A 16,994-nucleotide genomic window follows, 5' to 3' on the forward strand; every position below is an offset into this window, starting at 1 on the left:
ATTAGGGCGAAGGCGGCGTATTTTTCGTCAAGCCGAATCAGGTTGAGCAGCTGGCGCGGCGCGCCGAAATGCGTCCAACTCGCCGCAGGCCGCGTCCACTGCGCGGATCAGGGGGTAGGGCGTCAGGTCCACCTGGAAGCGGCGGGCGCTTTCCACCTGCGGCACCAGGTAGCAGTCGGCCAGCGTGGGTGTGTCGCCAAAGCTGTAGCGGCCGCGCTTCGGGTCGACCGCCAGCAGTGCTTCGTAGGCATCGAAACCGGCGCTGATCCAGGTGCCACACCAGGCGTTGATGGCGGCCTCGTCGGCGCCGAACGTCTTGCGCAGGTACTCCAGAATGCGGCGGTTGTTGATGGGGTGGATGTCGCAGCCCACGATGGCGGCCAGCGCGCGCACCCGTTGGCGGCCGTCGGCGTCGGCCGGCAGCAGCGCGGGCGTGGGGTACTGTTCCTCCAGCCATTCGATGATGGCCGGCGACTGGATCAGCACTTGCGCGCCCGTGTCCAGCGCGGGCACCAACTGCTGTGGGTTCAGCGCCTTGAAGGCGTCCTTTAGGTGCTCTTCCTTGCCCAGGTGCACGGCCAGGTACTCGTAGGGCACGCCCTTGAGGTTGAGCGCGATGCGCAGCCGGTGTGACGTGCCGCTGCGCCAGAAGTTGTACAGCTTCATCGCGTGCAGGCTCACTCGGCCGGGCCGACGGTCAGGCTGATCTCGGCAATGCCTTCCACACGGCCGATGATCTTGTCACCCGCCACCACGGCGCCCACGCCTTCGGGCGTGCCGGTGTAAATCAGGTCGCCGGGTTGCAAGTGGTAGTAGGTGGAGAGGTCGGCAATGATCTCGCGGACGTTCCAGATCAGCTTGTCCACGTTGGACGACTGTTTGGTCTGGCCGTTGACTTCCAGGGCGATCGCGCCCTGCTCCACCACCACGCCTTGCATCGGCACGATCTCGGAGCAGACCGAGCCTTCCTCGATGTCCTTGCCGGTGTCCCAGGGGCGGCCCTTGTCGCGTGCCACCAGTTGCAGGTCGCGCCGGGTCATGTCCAGGCCGGCGGCGTAGCCGTAAATCAACTCGTGCGCCTGGTCTTCGCTGACGCGGAAGCCGGGCTTGCCGATCGCCAGCACCAGCTCCATCTCGTAGTGGTAGTTGCTGGTGCGCGGCGGGTAGGCCACGGTCGCACCACTTTCCACCAGGGTTTGTGGCGATTTGGTGAAGTAGAACGCTTGTTCGACGCTTTTGTCGACCGGACGGCCCATTTCCACCGCGTGGGCGTGGTAGTTGCGGCCGACGCAGAAGATGCGGTTGATGGGGAAGCGCTCGGTCTTGCCACGAACGGGCAGAGACTGGACGGGAGGCGGGTTCCAGAGGTAGTTGCTCACTTGCTTTCCTGTTGTGTGGTGCTTCGCGGCGGCTCAGCCGCGGTTTTCAAAGACGCCCAGCTTGCGGTGCAGGGGCGATTCGTCGGCCATGAAGATGAAGGACGGCTGGTCGGCTGAGAGGTTTTTCAGCGTCACCTCGGTGTAGCCGGGGGCGCAGCAGGTATCGGCTTCCCTCAGGGCGAAGGTGGACTCGGCGATGCGCGCCTCGCTGCGGCCTTCGATCTGGTGGAACACCACGGCGGGCGAACGCACGGGCAGGCGCAGGGTCTGGCCGGGCTTGAGCATCAGGGCGTAGAAGCCCAGGATGTTCTCGGCGTCGTCACCCGTTTCGGGGTTGACGTAGGTGACCTGCACGCATTCCTGCTCAGGCTGGTCGGCCGCCAGCGACAGCAGGGCGGCACGGGTGTCGGCCCAAGGGTAGCGCAAGAGAGGATAGCGCTTGTCGCTGCGCTGGAACACGGGGGTTGGCACCACGCCCGCACGGGTCCAGGCGCAGTCGCCCCGGCCGGGGTCGACCTGCTGGCGCTCGCCGTCGATGTGGTAGCTGGCCTCCATGTAGTACACCAGCGGCAGGTCCAGCACATCGAGCCACACCACGGGCTCGTTGCCGTCGTGGCCGTGCTCGTGCCACAGGCCGGTGGGCGTGAGGATGAGGTCACCCCGGCTCATGGGGCACTTCTCGCCATCCACGGTGGTGTAGGCGCCCTCGCCCTCCACGATCATGCGCACCGCGTTGGGGGTGTGGCGGTGGCTGGGCGCCCACTCGCCGGGCAGCAGCAACTGCATGCCCAGGTATATGGCGGCGCTGGCTTGCATCTTCTCCAGGCCGTGGCCGGGGTTGGCCAGCACCAGCACGCGGCGCTCGGCCTTCTCAATGGGGGTCAGCTCACCGGCCTTGAGCAGCAGCGGCTTGAGCGTCTGGTAGGACCAGTAAGTCGGCTGCGTCTGGCGGGTCGGGACATTGGGCGGCAGCACCGCGCGTAGGCTGGGCCATAGCGGCACCAGGTTAAGTTGTTTGAGTTCGTCTCGGTAGTCCTGCGGCAGGTCTTCCAGTCGGCCAAGTTCGTGACTCATGGTGATACGCTCCTCTTCATCAAGCATGTGGATAGGGGAAGCCGATATCCCTCACGCTTCGATCAGACCAAAGCAAGTATCGGCAATTTCTGAATCCGACCGCAGTCGGAAAAAGGGGCTCGTAATCTGTGTGCATCGAAATTTGATCGAGGCCGCTGCCCACGGCTGCCCCGCGGCATGGCTGGCCGCTCATGGAGGCTGGCCATGCTTTATTTATTTCTCTAAAAAAATCAGATCAAACCTTCAGCCGACAATGTGGCCCGGACTGCTGGACGTTCAGCCACGCGGTTGAGGTAGCCTTGCAGGCCGGGCCAAGGCGAAAGGTCCACATTCACGTAAGCCCCCCAGCCAAGCACAGTAAACAAGTAGGCGTCCACCACGGAAAAGTCGTTCCCCATGGCCCAAACCTTGTCACCGAGCATCTGCTCGGTATGGGCAAGACGGCTTTCCAATTGGGCCTTGATGACTGGCTTGGCATCCTGTGGAAACACCGGGCTGAACAGCGCTACGAAGCTTTTATGCAATTCGGTGGAGATGAAATTCAGCCATTCCATCAGTCGGTAACGCTCCAGCGAGCCAGCTGCCGGTGCCAGGCATTTTTCTGGCACACGGTCAGCGAGGTATTGAACGATGGCCGGCCCTTCGGTGAGCACCTGCCCATCATCCATTTGCAAAGCGGGGACACTGCCCACGGGATTGACGGTCTTGTAATCAACACCAGTCTCAGTCACCTTGGTGCCGAGATCAACCTTTTCTAGCTGAAAGTCAAATCCACCTTCACGAAGGATGATGTGAGGCGACAATGAACATGCGCCGGGGCTGTAATAAAGCTTCATGAGACTCCTTAAAATCAAGGCGTGGTTGAAAAATCAGAAAAATCGATGCACTGAGAATTTATGGTTGCGTTTCCTTTTGCAACCTGCTCTCAAGCATGAAAAGGCGGTCATTTCCCCACCACATTTGATCATCCCAAAACACGGTGGGAACCCCGAAAACCTTTCGGTCAATGGCCGCCTGCGTCTCTTCGTCGTATGCCTTGGCGGCATTTTCGCTGTTCAAAAAATCTTCAAATTCACCGAGATCCCAGTTTAGCTTGTCGCATACCTCAGCCAGCAAGCTATCAGCATCCAGTGCCCACCCTTTCCCCCAAGCCGAATCGAAAACAAGGCGAACATATTCAGCGGCTCGCTCCCTGGCTGCCGGGTAATACAGTCCGGCATTCACCCGGCGGCTGTTGAAGTTAGGGGGGAAAACCAACGGAATCCTATAGAGATCGGCCCATCGCTGCAAATCCACCTTTAAGTAGTCAAGCTTGACCTTGAGATCCCGATTGGACGGCCCGATGTTGCCAATGGCCGTCTTTGCTCGCGCCAAATCAATGGCGTGATACTGGATGGAGAATCCATAACGCCCGGCGAGCACCGACAAACGGTGGTTTGCCAGGTACGAAAAGGGGCTCAAAAAATCGAAATAAAAATCAACCATCATGCTCAGGCTCTCCCAAAAAAAGACGGCAGAAATGTGGAGCTGCTTCAGGGCAAGCGCCACATCCCGCGCTCTTGGCGCTTTTACGGCGTACTCGCATATTTGATACTCGCCGATTCCTCCAATCCAGAGGACGCCCAGATCAGCCAGCTTTGCTGATCGGAGATATCTGACTCAGGACCTGGCCTCGCCTCACTTCTTTTTCGAGCCGGTTGCCGTTTTGGTTTTCTTCAATTCCTCGGCGTACTTGGTATGCAGTGCGGCCCAGGCGTTGCCTGATTTTCGGGCACCTGCAAGGTATTCATCTGGTACCAGCGTATAGGGTGGCCGGCACGGCCCCGCTTTGAGCCAACCCGCCTCGTCCATTCGTGCTTTTTCGAGACCAATGTTGTATTTCGAGAATTCCGAGAAATCGCCGCGTGGAAACAGTGTGGCGTCGGCAGCGCGCATGTCATCTGAAATGGCCTTGGCCTTGGTCCAGTCACCGGTCGTCTTGGCCTGTGTCACCGCATCACGAAGCATGAGGGCAGTCGCTGGACCGCACATGGAGCCGCTGGACCAGAAGGCGGTCATGCGCTCAGGATTGATTCGGGCCGCAGCGTAATAGTCATCCTCATGCGGAAGGAAGCGAATATTTGGAGCCAATTTCAGATCCAAGTCCAGCATTCCGATGCCCAAGTACTTGGCTGTGACAACCTGCGGGATTTTGGACATTTCGGCCCAAAACGGGCGAGGAAAATCAAATTTGAAAGCCTCCGGGTTGGCGTAGACAGCGATGGCTGCATCTGGCACCGCTTCCGCCACATCGCGATAAAACTGCACGGCGGTGGGCAGATCCATCTTCACCCACATCGGCACGCCGAGCATGGTTCCTTGGGCACCAATGTCCATCACTTCGCGGGTCTGGCGTATAACTTCACGGGTATTCAAGGCTGTTGTGCCGCAGAAGTAGGGCACTCGACCACGGGCGGTTTCGACGACCGTTGAAACAAAATCCCGCTTCTCTTCCCACGTCAGCGTCGCGCATTCACCAAAAGTGCCGTGGCTTAGAATGCCATTGACCCCGGCCGCTATCAACTCCTCGACGATCCGGGCCGTCTCGTCGAGATCAACCGTGTGCGTGCTGCGCCAGTCCGAAGCATCCGGAGTGGAGGGGGTCGGCATAATGACCCATGCGCCTTGAATATCCTCTGCAGTCAGGCGCGTCGCTTTGCTGGTCTTTCTTGTCATTCAAATATCCTTTAAAAATGGTGGTGTAAATAGAACTTGGGAATCAAAGTGGGCCGATCAAAATCTCCGACCAATCGCAATCGAGGTCAACAACGGATTCAATGTTACGCGGGCCGTGGCGACTTGCGGGCCAAGAAACCCAGATGCATCTGTTTTCAAATAAAGTTTGCGGAGATCAAAGCTGACAAACCAGTCGCGGTTGATGTCGGCTTCCGCGCCGATGTGGAGCACAGGTGCCCACGCATGATCTGCATCGAATGAGGTCAGATTGGCATCTTTGCTTTTCAGAATTCGGGTGTAGTTGATCCCCGCCCCCACGTACGGGCGAACCAATCCCATCTGTGGCAGGTTGTAGGTCGCCGACAAAACTGCAGGAGCATATTGGACACGGCCCAGCAAAATCGGAGGCAGCGTGCCTGCGCCCGTCACTTTTGTGGTGGGTGGAATGCCAACAATTAATCGCGCGTTCCAGTTATCGTTAATGATGTAACCGAAGTCAAATGTCAAAGCGTTGTTGTCACTGGCGTCAGCGCTTCCACCCGGCACCCTTGTTCCGTCAATCGAAACTTTGGCGCTCGCATCGAAGGCTATGTTGGTGGCGCCGATGCGATATGACCAACGGGAATCCTCGGCATATGCGGTGCTGAGCATCAGCATCCCAAGTCCTGCGAGGGAAATGGCTTCTTTGATCATCATTGTCTCCTTTTTTTTATATGGAACTGAATGGGGAAAACAGATGCGATCGATTTCGCATCTGTTACATGGCTAGCTCAGTTTGACGTCCAATCCATAACCGGTGGCCTCGATGGCGTGACCGAAAATGTCGCCGACGTAATATTCCGATTCAGCAATGGCGGGGGCGCCTCGCCACCCAGGTTCGATCAGCCAGCCGGAAGGTGTTGCCCCGTAGAACGTCAGCGCCTTATCGTTGGAATGGATGCCCAATTGCAAGGCAATGTCAATCTTTTCCTTCGTGAAAAGCTGGTGTGTGTAACCCAAATCTTCGATATGAGTGTATTCAATCATCAGATGATTGAGGCGCTTGGCCGCAGGCATTGCACCGAAAGCGATGGAATGATCGCGAGCATTGCAATGCATGAACGTCAACTCAGCCGTCATGCCGTTGGGCAAAGGAAGGCGGTACTCGACATCTCCACGAAATCCCAGCAAGCTATAGAACTTACGTGCCGCTTCAACATCGTTCTGACGCACGATGCAGTGGCCCAGGCCCTGATCACCGGTTAGAAATTTCCCGTGCAAGGGACGACCGGGATGGAAGGGGTTGTTCAGGTCAATCCGAGGTCCCCAGAAAATCTCGGTCGGGTTGCCCCCCGGATCTTCTGTCTTCATCAGGCCCAGTACCATCCGTTCTTGTGCTTCGGCTTTGTCGCACACGCGGACTTTGTAGCCTGCGTCCACGAGCTTTTGACCCAATGCCTCGAATTCCGGTTGACCGGCGACACGCCAGCCCAGGTATTCAAGGTCATCTTGACCGTTGTGATGAACCACGATCCGGTGGTGCCAATTGTCCATTCGCAGATAGAAGCGATCCTTGTCACCCTCATCGAGGACTTGAAGTCCCAGCATGTTTGCGGCAAAGGATTTCCACGCTGCAGGATCCTTGACCGAAATGCCCATGTACCCCAATTCAATGACAGTTGCTGGCTTGTTCATGGTTTAACTCCTTTGTTGCTTCAGCTTAGAAGGGATACTGCTGCTCGAATGGTTCAATGGTTAGCCATTTGAGTTCCGTGAACTCGTCGATCACCGCGCGTCCGTCGAAGCGGCCATAACCGGTGGCCTTTGTTCCGCCATAAGGCGCCTGAGCCTCGTTCTGTACGGTGGACCCGTTGATATGGACCGAGCCGTATTCGATCGCCATGCCCACGCGCAGAGCCCGGTTCACGTCCCGGCCAAACACGCCCGATGACAGGCCATAGACGCTGTCATTGGCAATGCGGATGGCGTCTGCTTCGCCCTTGCAACGGATAACCACGGTGATGGGACCGAAGGTTTCCTCATCGTAGATCTGCATGTCGGCTGTCACGTGGTCCAGGATCGTGGCGGGCATGACCGCACCCTCGGCCATACCACCGCACACGACCTTGGCACCCTTGTCGATGGCATCTTTCAACAGGCCATTGATCCGGTCCCCCGAGTTGGACGACACCATCGGACCAATGACGCAGTCCCCGGTCACGCACGGATCGCCTGCACTCAACTTCTTGGTTTTCTCGACGAACTTCGCGACAAATTCGTCCGCGATCTTCTCGTCGACCACCAGGCGTTCGGTGGACATGCAGATCTGGCCTTGGAACAGGAAACTGCCAAACACCGCTGCCTTGACCGCCGCGTCGATGTCCGCGTCGTCCAGAACGATCAGCGGGGACTTGCCACCCAACTCCAGCAAGCAGCGCTTGAGATGTTGGGCCGCTTTCTGGGCGATGATGCGCCCCACGCGAGTGGAGCCCGTAAAGTTGATGCGACGAATCTCTTTAGACGAAATCAGCGCATCGGCGATATCGGGCGAGCGGTCCGGGGAGGAGTTCAGATAGTTGAGCACGCCAGCAGGCAGGCCGGCCTCCTGCAGGCACTTCGCGATCAACGCGTGCGTGCCGGGGCTGAACTCGGAGCCTTTGAACACCACGGTATTGCCGCAGACCAACGGATACGCGATGGCCCGCGCCGCGAGCACTGCGGTGCCGTTCCATGGCGCGATACTCAAGATGGGGCCGACAGGCTGACGCAGCGTCATTGACAGGGTGTCAGGCTTGTCCGTCGGAATGGTTTCGCCTTGAATTTGGGTGGCCAGTGAGGCGGCTTCCCGGAACACATTGGCCGACAGGTGCACGTTGAACCCCGCCCACAGCGCGGAGGCTCCCACTTCCTTGGCCATCACTTCGATGAACTCGGGCGTTTTGCTCTCCATGACGTCTGCCACCTTCAAAAGAAGGCGCCGCCGCTCCGAGGGTCCGACGGCCTTCCAGGACTTGAACGCCTCTTGAGCGGCTCGAGCCGCATTGACCGCATCGTCCACCGTGGCGTTCGCGCATTGGGTCACGACCTCGCCACTGACAGGGTGCTTGCGATCGAATGACTTTTTGTCACTCGAAGCGCTCCAGGTGTTGTTGATGAACAATTTCGTCTTCATGGGTTGTCTCCTGGGAATGGGGTTGAAAAATCTGATTTGATTGAAAATTCACTTTCGGCCGAGCGCCATGCCGCCATCAATGCCGATTACGGTGCCAGTGATGAACTTCCCTTGTTCCCGGGAGGCCAGCAAAAGATACGGTGCCACCACGTCCTCGGGCCTTGCCGCGAACCCCAGGGGAGTCAGGCCTTTGATCATGTCATCGATGCCGGGCATGTCTTTCATTTTGGTTTTGTCGAAGCCAGCGCTTGCCGGGCCAGCCAAAGAAGTGACCGCGCCACCTGGCGCAACGCCATTGACCCGGATGTGCGGAGCCAATTCGTAGGCCAAAGCCTTGACCATGCCCAGCACCGCATGTTTGCTGGCCATGTAGCAAGAACCGCCGCCACCGACCGCATAGGAAGAAACGGAAGCCGTCACCACCACCGATCCGTTCGTCTTTTTGAGTTCCGGCAAGGCCGCGCTGATGCCGCTGAAATGGCTTTTGACGTTGATGTCAAATATCTCGTCGAAACTGCCCGAGAATTTCTCCCAAGGCTCATCGATGCTCAGCATGTAATCCCATATCCCGGCATTTCCGATGAAGCAATCCAGGCGCCCGAACTTGGCAACCGCCTTGTTGACCAGCTTTTCATTGGTGGCGTGATCACGAACATCGCCCGCTACGATCTCAATGGCATCTTTGAATTCACTGCGAAGGCCCGCCTCTTGTTCCTCGTTGCGAACAAGTGCGGACACGCAATAGCCAGCTGCTTTGAAGGATCGAACCAGTTCCAGCCCGATGCCTGAACCGGCGCCAGTGATGGCAACAACTTGCTGTGTGTTCATGTCAATAAATTTCCGTTAAAAATAATCACGAATGCCCGCCATCCAGGCAGGCATCCCCAGGGCTCACAGGAAGATCATCAGGTTGTGGGTTTGGAGAATGCGCTCCGGGTAGTCCACAAGACGTTCCACCAGTTGGATGCCACCACCTTCGTTACGTTTCCATTTGTCTTCTCGCGTTGCATAGAACACGTCAACCTGGTTTCCGCGCCTGGCGCGGTGGAGAATGAGGTTGGAGCGGACATGCAGCAGATCCGGTGCACCCGTGTCCTTGGCTGCCATGACATTGGTGACGAAGCGAGTGAAACGCATCTTCGGGCTGTTGGCCCAATTCTGCGGGTCGAGCTGATGCTCAACTCGAACTTTCAGTTGCTGATAGTTCTCGTTGTAGATGTTCACCGCATCATTCAGTTGGTATCGACGCTCGGAAGTGGAGCGAAGTTCTCGCGAGATCACCTGGTATTTGATCTCGGGGGCAACGCAGTGTTCAAGCCAGGCTTTGTAGGCCTGAATGTCCAGCAGGTGCGCTTCGCGGGTCAGGAGCGTGTTGACTTCTTGCAGTAGTGCATCATCTTGTACGATGAAGAAACGGTGAAATTCTTCGGCGTCGTGCGCGGAGACCAGCTTGTCTTCCTGGGTATTGATCATCATGATTGGCTCCTGGATTAGCGATCAGTCGTCTTGGTGAGTTCGGTGTGCCAATTTCGGGAGGTGTTTTCGAACTCGGCCCAATTGGAGCTGCTGATGTGAGCCTGGTAGGCACGGTAGAATCCGCGATAGCTGGTTTCGCCGACTGCCGATTTGCCAACGACGCCCGGATAGCATTCGTCGCCGTAGACGTCCTTGCCGAAACCCAAATTGGCAATCAGATCACTGTTGCTGGATTGGTATTTCTTGGCATTTTGCGACGCCGTCTCCATGTTGTCGTTGTCGTCGCTTTCCCAGAATCCTGCTGGTCCGAAAGTGCGCTGAACCGCGTCAGCCAAGCGACGCTTTAAGTCCTCAGGCATGTCTTTTTCTACGGCGGCATACGTCCAAACCTCGGTCGTGTTTTCATCGATCGGGTTCCAGACCTTGAAGACACCGGAGCAGGTCAAAATGCTGTTGTTCGGGAAAACCGTGCAGTTCAGATGGCTGCGGTAAATCCGCGCCCGGACATCGCCGATTTCCTTGGCGAGCTTTTCCTGTTTTGCGCCGCCGAATGCCATCATTTCGGGAACCAGATCAGCGCTGTGGATACCGGAGTAGCCGTCCCACAATACGCCCATTCCACTGCCATACTTGCTGGTCATTTGCAAGCCCGCGCCTTCGGGTGGAAGCATAGCGTTGCCCGCAAGAGAAGTAAATATCGACTGCCCTGTGCGCAAAGACGATGCGTGCGTCCAACCAACGTGGTAGGCGTCACCTACAAAGTTTTCCGCAGGAGCCTTCCAGTTGGCCTTGATCACCACTTTGCCGGGGGGGCCTACAAGTTCCAGGCCACCAGAGTGCTTGAAGATGGGTTCCAGGTACCAGGCTGCATCACCCAGATAATCGATGAGCGGGGGAGCTTCTGCATCAAAACAGCCATAGATAAAGCCATGAAAGCTTTCGATGCGGGGGACTTCTTTCAAGCCCAGGCATTTCTTTTTGATCGCATCGCCGTACAACTCTTTTTCAAAGGGAACGCTTTGCAGTTCGCCGTTGGAGCCAAAGCCCCAGCCGTGGTAACTGCACACAAAGCCTTTCGCATTTCCGGCTTCAGCGTGAACTAGTGTCTTGCCCCGGTGACGGCAAACATTCAAAAAGGCTCGCACCGAGCCATCGTTCTGGCGGGAGACGATGACTTCATCGACACCCATTTTGGCTGTGACATAGTCGCCGGGGGAGGGAATCAAGCTGTCATGGGTCAGAAAAAGCCAGTTTCGCGCGAAGATGGTCTTCAATTCGTGCTGGAAAAGTTCTTTGTCGCCATGAATCAGGTGCTTTTGCGTCAGCCCTGCTTCACTCACCAAATTTTCATAAATCATGATTAATGTCTCCGTTTTTTGGCTAATGGGTGGATTGGATGGTTTGGTTGATTGGTCCGAATTCAGCCTCCTGATTGAAAGTAGTCTTACTCCATTTTGAGCATCACGCGCATGTTTTCAATTTTGACGGGGTAGGTTTTGATGTCCTTTGTCAGGGGGGTGCACAAGGCTTTGCCTGTGCAGACATCAAATCGACCTTGGTGCAGAGGGCATTCAATTTCCCGGCCTTCGAGAAAGCCATCGCTCATGCGCGCACCGCCGTGCGTGCACAGGTTATCGGTGGCATAAATCTCCCCCTCGACCTCGTAGAGCGCAATTTCCTTGCCGTTAACTTTGACGCCGACCACATCGCCTTCAGGGATGTCGTCAAGACAAGCTGCATCAATCCAGTTCTGAGTCATGTGCGTCGCCTCAGATTGGATAGATCACAGAGTTGGGGATCATTTCGCTGTCGTAAACGCACAGGCGCGACTTCAGCTTGAGGCCCTCGGGCGTGCGCACGATCACGTCTCGGTAATAGCCGGCGTTGAAAATCGTGGAATCGCCGTCGTACTTGGTGCGAATCACGGCATAGCTGGCTTCGGCGGTGATGCGCTCGCCATCCGCATCACGCTCCACCGACAGCACGCGCGGCGTGCTTACGATGTGGCGCTGGTAGTAGGGGTCGTGGTACATGGTTTCCTTGACACCGTACACTCGGTCACGGATCATGGCCTTGCTCTCCAGCGCCAGCAGACACAGCGGCAGGCCCTGCTCAAAGTTCTCGCGCGGCTGCAGGCGGTAGGTGCCGGTCTCGATGAAGAAATCAGGCCACTTCTCCCAATTGGCGGAGTCGCAGACCATGGCGTAGTCGCTGTACAGGTTCAGCAGTTCGAAATAGGTTTTGAAGTCGACCATGTTTATTCCCCCATCACCTTGCGCCAGTAGTCGTACATGCCGCGGATCAGCGTCTCGGTGACCATGTGGTCCGTGTCGCCGATTTCGTGACCGCCCATCTCGATCACGGTGCGGTGCGTCGGTTTTTGCTCAAAGCCTTCCTGCGACCACTCGATCACCTCGCCGTCATCGGCCGACACGAAGCCCGCCGGCCCGAACAGGTTGGCCTGGATCAGGCGGCGCTGGGTCCACTCCTCGTTGTCGTCCTCGAAGCCGAAGTGGGTCCAGACGAAGTCGAAGGAGCCGTGGCCGTTGGGCTGGATGTGGCGGGTCGATACGCTGTTGACCTGCTGCTGGATGATCACGCTGGGGAAGATCGTGGTCATCACCGCAGTCGGACCGCCCCACCAGGGCTCGGGCACGATGTCGAGCAGGCGCGGGTCGTTCACCTTCATCTGTTCCTTGAAGCTGTCCACGCCGGACACGACCTCCTCGTTCTTGCCGCCCTGACCGCGCGTGGAGATCATCGCGGCGTGGCGGAACTTGGCGTCCATCTTCAGTTCCGACTTGTTGTCGGCGCGCCAGAGCCCGAAGGTCGAGAACCAGGTGTGCAGCAGGCCCGGGTGGTAGGGGTCCTTGATGTTCTCCTGCATCAGCTTCCAGTTGCCCGGGATGCGCTGGCGGCGGTAGCCCAGGATCTTGAGCTTGCGGCCATTGAAGACGCGATCGAAGTAGTGCAGGATGGTTGGGCCCAGGAAGTCCTCGAAAGGCTCGACATCGTGGTCGAAAGAGGCAAACACTGCACCGCCTCGGGCGGCCACCTTGAGCTTGGTCAGGCCGTGTTCTTCGAGTTTGAAGTCCTTGGGCATGCCGCCGTTGACCTTGCCGTCCTGCTTGACGCCACGGCGGAAGGGCACGCCCTGCAGGTCACCCTTGAGGCTGTAGTTCCACTGGTGGTAGGGGCAGAAGAAGTCCTTGGCGTTGCCGTGGCGCTCGCGGCAAAAGCGCATGCCACGGTGGGCGCAGACGTTCTCCACCACGTTGATGCCGCCATCCGGATCACGCACCATGATGACCGAGCGCTCACCGATCACCGTTCGCTTGAAGTCGCCTGGATTCGGAATCTCGGCTTCCAGGCCTACATAGCACCAGTGGTTTGCATAGAACAGGCGCTCCAATTCGCGCTTGTACAGGTCTTCGCGGGTGTAGGCCCAGAAGGGAACGCGGCTGCTGCCGTCGCCCGGCCATTTCGGATCTTGGGGAAACACGGGTTTTAATCGTTGGGGTTCACTCATGGCTTGGTATCCTTGGGTTGAATTGGGTTCGCATGGTGCCTTCGCTCAGACGCCGCTGGGATAGAACGCATCGGCATGGATGTGCCCGGGTACTATGCCTAGGCGAGCAACGAGCAGGTTCAGGGCCTCGACCATGGCCGGAGCGCCACACAGGTAGGCGCGCCATCCCGCCAAATTGGGCAAGTCACGGCCGATCAGATCGGTGACCAGGCCGGATCGACGACCAGGGCCGGCAGGGCCTGTTGCAACAACGACATTCACCTTGAGATTCGGAAACCTTGCAGCCAATGCGTGAAGGCGTTCCTCGTCATAGATGTCCTGCTCGCTCCGCACACCGAAGTACAGATGGATGGGGTTGCTCATCCCGCTTTCCAGTGCGCCTCGAACGATCGAAAGGACGGGCGCCAGACCTGTTCCACCCCCCACACAAAGCATGGGGCCGGTGTGCGTGCGCCGCAGATAGGCCGTTCCGAGGGGGCCGCTGATCCGCACCGAAGCGCCTACGGACAGTTCATTGAAAACGTAGTTGCTGACATGCCCGCCCGGAACCGCGCGAATCTGAAACTCCATTTCCGCATCGCTAGGCAGCCCGGCCATCGAATAGGGGCGGACGCATTCGGGCGTAAACTGCACCGTTGCGTACTGGCCGGGGCTGAACTCAAGCGGCTTGGCCAGTTTGATGCGCAGGCGCCGGATGTCATGGGTGGCCTCGTCTATCGCTGTGACCGTCCCCTTGACGATGCGCGCCGGGTGAACCACGATCTCGTCAGATTCAGGGATCTCAATCGTGCAGTTTTCGATCAGTACCGCCTGACAGGCCAGAACGTAGGTTCCCTTTCCTGCCTGCGGGCGCCCTGTCTCGGGGCCGTTATCGCGAAGATGGCCGGCAATCACACGGCAACGGCAAGTGCCGCAGCGGCCCGACATGCAGCTATAAGAAATGGGGACCTCGTTGGACCTGAGCACGTCAAGCAGGGTGCTGCCGGTCTCCGCGTTCAGATGCAAATTGAGGGGTTCTACTACCAGTTCCATGCAAGCTCTTTTTCAGTTGTCTCCGAATGGCTGCGATTCTGGCCCGTCGATCGGTATAGCGCCATAGATCAAATCTGATAGTTAAAATCACCAGCATGAATAATGGTGAGACATCATGGATCTGCGCGACATCGACTTGAATCTGCTGGTGGTCTTCAAACAGCTACTGCTCGACCGGAGCGTATCGACGGTCGGCGAAAAACTGGGGCTGACGCAGCCTGCCGTCAGTAATTCACTTAAACGGCTGCGTGCGGCGCTAAAGGACGATTTGTTCTTGCGCACGTCAAAAGGCATGGAGCCGACACCGTATGCACTGCATCTTGCGGAGCCCGTGGTCTATGCGCTCAACACGCTGCAGACGGCGCTGACGACCCGTGACTCGTTCGACCCGCTTATCAGCACGCGCACCTTCAACTTGGCCATGACCGACATCGGCGAGATGTACTTCATGCCTCCACTGATGGAAGCGCTTGCGCAACGAGCTCCTCATATCCAGATCAGCACGCTGCGCCCGAATGCAGGCAATCTGAAGGAGGATATGGAGTCGGGTGCGGTCGATCTTGCCTTGGGTCTTCTGCCAGAGCTACAGACCGGATTCTTTCAGCGGCGCCTCTTTCGCCACCGCTACGTATGCATGTTCCGCAAGGACCATCCAAGCGCCAAATCCCCCATGAGCCTGAGGCAGTTCAGTGAATTGGAGCATGTCGGCGTGGTCGCACTCAACACCGGACACGGTGAGGTCGATGGCCTGCTTGAACGCGCAGGCATCAAAAGGCGCATGCGACTGGTGGTGCCGCATTTCATTGCGGTCGGCCCCATTCTGCACAGCACCGACCTTATCGCGACCGTGCCGCAACGTTTTGCCGTTCGCTGCGAAGTGCCTTTTGGTCTGACGACATCCCCGCACCCGGCCAAGCTGCCTGACATCGCCATCAACCTGTTTTGGCATGCCAAGTACAACCGGGATCCGGGCAACATGTGGCTACGTCAGTTGTTCGTCGAGCTTTTCTCTGAAGCATAAGCGTCCAGCAAGCCCATATTGACTGCCGCGGGCGGCCATAGCTGAGAATCAGGATGTCGGTGGTCTGCCAACCGATGCGGCAGCAGTTCTTCCATGCGACTGGCCTTGTGCGTAGGCAGCCGGGTCAGAACTGCCTTCACCCGCCAGTTTGAACACCGCCACCGTCTGCACCAGCTCCTCGGACTGGCCCTTCAGGCTGGAGGCCGCCGCGGCCATCTGCTCGACCAGCGCCGCATTCTGCTGCGTGACCTGGTCCATATTGGTGACGGCCTCACCCACCTGCGCTACTCCCTGGCTCTGCTCGGTGCTGGCCGCGCTGATCTCGCCCATGATGTCGGTCACGCGCCGGATACTGTCCACGACCTCTTTCATGGTGGCGCCGACCCGGTCCACCAGGGCGCTGCCTTGCTCGACCCGGCCCACGCTGTCGCTGATCAGGGTCTTGATTTCCTTGGCAGCCTCGGCGCTGCGCTGGGCCAGGCTGCGCACTTCGGCGGCCACCACGGCAAAGCCGCGACCGTGTTCACCCGCTCTGGCGGCCTCGACCGCGGCATTCAGGGCCAGGATATTGGTCTGGAAGGCGATGCCGTCAATGACGCCGATGATGTCGGCTATCTTGCGTGAGCTTTCGTTGATGCCGGTCATGGTGTTGACCACCTGGGCCACAGCTTCGCCGCCTTGGACGGCCACGGCGCTGGCGCTTTGCGCGAGCTGGTTGGCATGGCGCGCGTTGTCGGCGTTCTGGCGCACGGTGGAGCTCAGCTCCTCCATGCTGGCGGCGGTTTCTTCCAGGGCGCTGGCCTGGCTTTCGGTGCGCGCCGACAGGTCGTGGTTGCCCTGGGCAATCTCGGAACTGGCCGCCTCCAGGCTCTCGGCGTTCTGGCGCACATGGGCCACCATGCTGGAAAGGCTGCCCTGCATGTCCGCCAGGGCGGTTATCAATTGGCCGACTTCGTCGTTCGAACGCGTCACGATCTGCCCCGTGAGGTCGCCCTGGGCAATCTGGCCCGCCAGCCGCAGCGCCTCCTCCAGCGGCCCGAGCACCGCTTTGCGGATCGCCCAAAAGGAGGCCAGCAGCACCAGACCGCCCAGCAGGTTGATGCTGAAGACAAGCGCCTTGATGAAGCCGACCGCCTCGGCCACTAGCGGGGCGAAACGTTCGGAGCCATCTTGCACCACCGCCATGTCGGGTCGCAGCCGCTCGACCAGTGCCGGGCTCACGGTGCTGCCAGGTTCGAGCTCGATGATTTTCTTCATGCGCTCCAGGTCGCCAATGTCCTTGCTCGGCAAGTCAAGAACGCCACCAAAGCCGAACAAGCGGAACAACCCCTGCTCGACCTTGAACAACTCCACATCGACCTGCGCGGCAAGCCACTGCCCGTGCTTGATCGGCTTGAGCAGCAGGTCCTTGCCAACCGCCGGGGCCGTGTCACCCGAGCTTGCCCGCTGCATGGCGAGTGCCATCTGCATGACAGCCGCAAGATGTTCCCGCTCCAGGTGGTGGAAGCGCCCCGGCGGCCACCCAAACTCCCCCACTGATGGCCACCTCAAACTCCCCCACCTGAGTTGATCGGGGACAGGGGGTAAACGCCGGCGCCGCTGGCACCTGTTGGCAGG

Annotated in this window: 18 protein-coding genes; 1 reads left to right on the forward strand and 17 read right to left on the reverse strand. The window is 58.5% G+C overall.

What is annotated here, in order from left to right:
* Nucleotides 1-27: 27 nt before the first annotated feature.
* From maiA to nagAa, 16 genes are all read right to left on the reverse strand, one after another.
* Nucleotides 28-666: a maleylacetoacetate isomerase gene (gene maiA, locus PYV55_RS08380; protein WP_026437509.1), complete on the reverse strand. Its 639-nt coding sequence runs from the start codon at nt 664-666 to the stop codon at nt 28-30.
* A gap of 11 nt (nt 667-677) precedes the next feature.
* Nucleotides 678-1,379, reverse strand: coding sequence for a fumarylacetoacetate hydrolase family protein (locus tag PYV55_RS08385; RefSeq protein WP_026437508.1), 702 nt, complete (start codon nt 1,377-1,379; stop codon nt 678-680).
* 33 nt (nt 1,380-1,412) lie between these two features.
* On the reverse strand, nt 1,413-2,453 hold the full coding sequence (locus tag PYV55_RS08390) for a cupin domain-containing protein (protein WP_228771123.1): 1,041 nt from the start codon (nt 2,451-2,453) through the stop codon (nt 1,413-1,415).
* A 230-nt stretch (nt 2,454-2,683) separates the two neighbouring features.
* A complete protein-coding gene (gene gstA, locus PYV55_RS08395) occupies nt 2,684-3,289 on the reverse strand; it encodes a glutathione transferase GstA (RefSeq protein ID WP_275850226.1) in 606 nt (201 codons plus the stop codon).
* Between the two features lie 58 nt (nt 3,290-3,347).
* Complete coding sequence (locus PYV55_RS08400; RefSeq protein ID WP_221928976.1) at nt 3,348-4,001, reverse strand: 2-hydroxychromene-2-carboxylate isomerase; 654 nt, start codon at nt 3,999-4,001, stop codon at nt 3,348-3,350.
* A 129-nt stretch (nt 4,002-4,130) separates the two neighbouring features.
* On the reverse strand, nt 4,131-5,168 hold the full coding sequence (locus PYV55_RS08405) for a dihydrodipicolinate synthase family protein (protein ID WP_011801861.1): 1,038 nt from the start codon (nt 5,166-5,168) through the stop codon (nt 4,131-4,133).
* A gap of 57 nt (nt 5,169-5,225) precedes the next feature.
* Nucleotides 5,226-5,861 (reverse strand): OmpW/AlkL family protein, encoded by a 636-nt coding sequence (locus PYV55_RS08410; protein ID WP_275850227.1) that lies wholly within the window; start codon nt 5,859-5,861, stop codon nt 5,226-5,228.
* Between the two features lie 72 nt (nt 5,862-5,933).
* Nucleotides 5,934-6,842, reverse strand: coding sequence for a 1,2-dihydroxynaphthalene dioxygenase (gene nahC, locus PYV55_RS08415; RefSeq protein WP_275850228.1), 909 nt, complete (start codon nt 6,840-6,842; stop codon nt 5,934-5,936).
* Nucleotides 6,843-6,867: 25 nt separating this feature from the next.
* Nucleotides 6,868-8,319 carry an aldehyde dehydrogenase gene (locus tag PYV55_RS08420; protein ID WP_275850229.1) on the reverse strand — a complete coding sequence of 484 codons (1,452 nt, stop codon included), beginning with the start codon at nt 8,317-8,319 and terminating at the stop codon, nt 6,868-6,870.
* A 48-nt stretch (nt 8,320-8,367) separates the two neighbouring features.
* The gene (gene nagB / locus PYV55_RS08425) at nt 8,368-9,147 is read right to left on the reverse strand and encodes a 1,2-dihydroxy-1,2-dihydronaphthalene dehydrogenase NagB (RefSeq protein ID WP_275850230.1); all 780 of its coding nucleotides are present in this window, start codon (nt 9,145-9,147) and stop codon (nt 8,368-8,370) included.
* Nucleotides 9,148-9,210: 63 nt separating this feature from the next.
* A complete protein-coding gene (gene nagAd / locus PYV55_RS08430) occupies nt 9,211-9,795 on the reverse strand; it encodes a naphthalene 1,2-dioxygenase system small oxygenase NagAd (protein WP_275850231.1) in 585 nt (194 codons plus the stop codon).
* 14 nt (nt 9,796-9,809) lie between these two features.
* Nucleotides 9,810-11,153, reverse strand: coding sequence for a naphthalene 1,2-dioxygenase system large oxygenase NagAc (gene nagAc / locus PYV55_RS08435; RefSeq protein ID WP_275850232.1), 1,344 nt, complete (start codon nt 11,151-11,153; stop codon nt 9,810-9,812).
* A gap of 86 nt (nt 11,154-11,239) precedes the next feature.
* Complete coding sequence (nagAb, locus tag PYV55_RS08440; protein ID WP_275850233.1) at nt 11,240-11,554, reverse strand: naphthalene 1,2-dioxygenase/salicylate 5-hydroxylase systems ferredoxin NagAb; 315 nt, start codon at nt 11,552-11,554, stop codon at nt 11,240-11,242.
* A gap of 10 nt (nt 11,555-11,564) precedes the next feature.
* A complete protein-coding gene (gene nagH, locus PYV55_RS08445; protein WP_275850234.1) occupies nt 11,565-12,050 on the reverse strand; it encodes a dalicylate 5-hydroxylase small oxygenase NagH in 486 nt (161 codons plus the stop codon).
* Between the two features lie 2 nt (nt 12,051-12,052).
* Nucleotides 12,053-13,324, reverse strand: coding sequence for a salicylate 5-hydroxylase large oxygenase NagG (gene nagG, locus PYV55_RS08450; protein WP_275850235.1), 1,272 nt, complete (start codon nt 13,322-13,324; stop codon nt 12,053-12,055).
* A 45-nt stretch (nt 13,325-13,369) separates the two neighbouring features.
* Complete coding sequence (nagAa, locus tag PYV55_RS08455; RefSeq protein WP_275850236.1) at nt 13,370-14,356, reverse strand: naphthalene 1,2-dioxygenase/salicylate 5-hydroxylase systems ferredoxin--NAD(P)(+) reductase NagAa; 987 nt, start codon at nt 14,354-14,356, stop codon at nt 13,370-13,372.
* A gap of 115 nt (nt 14,357-14,471) precedes the next feature.
* Here nagAa and nagR point away from each other — a divergent pair, with 115 nt between their 5' ends.
* On the forward strand, nt 14,472-15,377 hold the full coding sequence (gene nagR, locus PYV55_RS08460) for a naphthalene degradation transcriptional regulator NagR (RefSeq protein WP_034303858.1): 906 nt from the start codon (nt 14,472-14,474) through the stop codon (nt 15,375-15,377).
* 48 nt (nt 15,378-15,425) lie between these two features.
* Here nagR and PYV55_RS08465 read toward each other — a convergent pair whose 3' ends face one another.
* Nucleotides 15,426-16,847, reverse strand: a complete 1,422-nt coding sequence (locus PYV55_RS08465; protein ID WP_081769054.1) for a methyl-accepting chemotaxis protein — start codon at nt 16,845-16,847, stop codon at nt 15,426-15,428.
* Nucleotides 16,848-16,994: the final 147 nt, after the last annotated feature.

The organism is Extensimonas soli, from assembly GCF_029211265.1.
GTDB lineage: Bacteria > Pseudomonadota > Gammaproteobacteria > Burkholderiales > Burkholderiaceae_C > Extensimonas > Extensimonas soli.